The following is a 1560-nucleotide window of genomic DNA, read 5'->3' as shown; positions in this document are numbered from 1 at the left end:
TGACCGGTAGCCCACAGGATCACTTCCTGAATGTCTTTTCCTGTCCGCTCGTCTTGCTGCATCATGAGCCTAATGGTATTTGCCCAGCTTTCCATATTCGGCTCTTTCATGTCCGGCGCATTCACTTTTACTTTCTTCCATAGCAGCCCCGCTAGAGCCATTTGTTTTTCATCGTATACATAGCGCTTTTTCTTCGGTTTGGGTTCTTCCTTCTGTGCCGTTGGTGTACCATCGGTGTGCCGTTTCTGTGCCACAATCTCATTTTCTGAACCCTGTAAACCCTGATATGACGCATAGTTAACGACCGTGAAGAGTGTGCCGCTATCAGTTAATTTAGTTGTTATTTCCCCGTCATTTTCCAAACTCTTGAGCTTTCGGCGTAGGGTAGTCAAAGGGTAAACTTTCTTTTTGTTGCCCTTGCCCTCCCGATAAGCCAGGTCATCTTGTAAATTCCGCAGTGACCGCAAATACTGGCCCTGCTGAACGTGTACGCCGTCCTGCTGTATGCCTTCTTTTGAGGAAACCGCGTTCCCAATGAGATAGAAGAAAATTCGAAACTTAACCACGTCCGACCATATATCATGATTGAATATCCCCCTATTCATCAGAAACGCGTCCATATTCCCTCAGTCCTTTCCTATGCTGATTCTTTTTCTGCTTTTGCAATCCATTGTTTGAGTTTATTTATATTGAAGTCCGCTTGACCTTCAGGAAGTTTATTCAAATCAGTTATATTTAGGGCTGTATAAACTAGAGATTCTTCCTGCCCCCGCAGACCTGCGAATTTAACCGCTAAATCTTTCAATTCCATTTTTTGTTCTTCTGTTATTAACTTAGTCGGCTTTGATTCTTCGACTTTTTGTTGAAACGCATCAGGATCATCATTGTCTGTTGCGATGTTGAATTGTTTTAAGAAGAAGTATTTTTCCGCATAGGTTAGGGCCTTACCGACACCTTTTTCACCCGCTCTGTCAACACCCTGTGCATAAAACGGTACAACCATTGTTTCCTCTGGGTTTTCTGCATTGATCCATTTGAATTCCATTGTCAATTCAGTAAAATATGTTGTTGTTTTTTTGTTGACGTTTCCGTTTTTGTCTTTGAATTCAACTGTTTCAGTCCGTACATTTTTATCAATAATTCTCGGTATAAGTAAAAGCCCTAATTCATCCATTTTTTCTCTAATTGCCGCAACCACTTGACTGGAACTTGTATAGGAATATTGTTCACCTTTGTTTCCCTTTTTTAAGTACGGAACAGCCTTTCTCACTTCGATAAGTTTCTGATAAATGTTCACCTTTACCCCTCCATAACGACTGTGAATTTATCGTCTCTTTCGACCACTGTAACACCTGGAACAAGTTGCCCTTCCGGATCTATTAACTTGTCACCAAATACCGTGCATTTGCTTTTGATGGATGACCAATCGACACTCTCAGCCACCTTCAAAAATCCGTTTTCCTTGGCATATCCCAATAACTCTGAATCATTCCGCTGAAATTCCGGCTGTTGCTTTATAAGCTTGAGAGTGCCGTATGGAAGCTTGAGTGTTTTTTGTGG

Annotated in this window: 3 protein-coding genes; all 3 read right to left on the bottom strand. The window is 41.8% G+C overall.

Features of this window, described 5'->3' with window-relative positions; all coding sequences use genetic code 11:
• On the bottom strand, nt 1-620 hold a 620-nt coding region (locus ACFQ8Y_RS22705), incomplete at its 3' end, for a hypothetical protein (protein ID WP_430586801.1).
• A gap of 17 nt (nt 621-637) precedes the next feature.
• Nucleotides 638-1297, bottom strand: coding sequence for an ERF family protein (locus ACFQ8Y_RS22700; RefSeq protein WP_376912390.1), 660 nt, complete (start codon nt 1295-1297; stop codon nt 638-640).
• A 2-nt stretch (nt 1298-1299) separates the two neighbouring features.
• A partial coding sequence (locus ACFQ8Y_RS22695; RefSeq protein WP_430586800.1) for a host-nuclease inhibitor Gam family protein occupies nt 1300-1560 on the bottom strand: 261 nt, incomplete at its 5' end.

This window comes from Isoptericola sp. NPDC056605 (assembly GCF_042792795.1).
In the GTDB taxonomy this organism is placed as follows: Bacteria; Actinomycetota; Actinomycetes; order Actinomycetales; family Cellulomonadaceae; genus Isoptericola.
The sequence above is the reverse complement of the archived record's forward strand: the minus strand, read 5'-3'. Positions and strand labels throughout refer to the sequence as shown.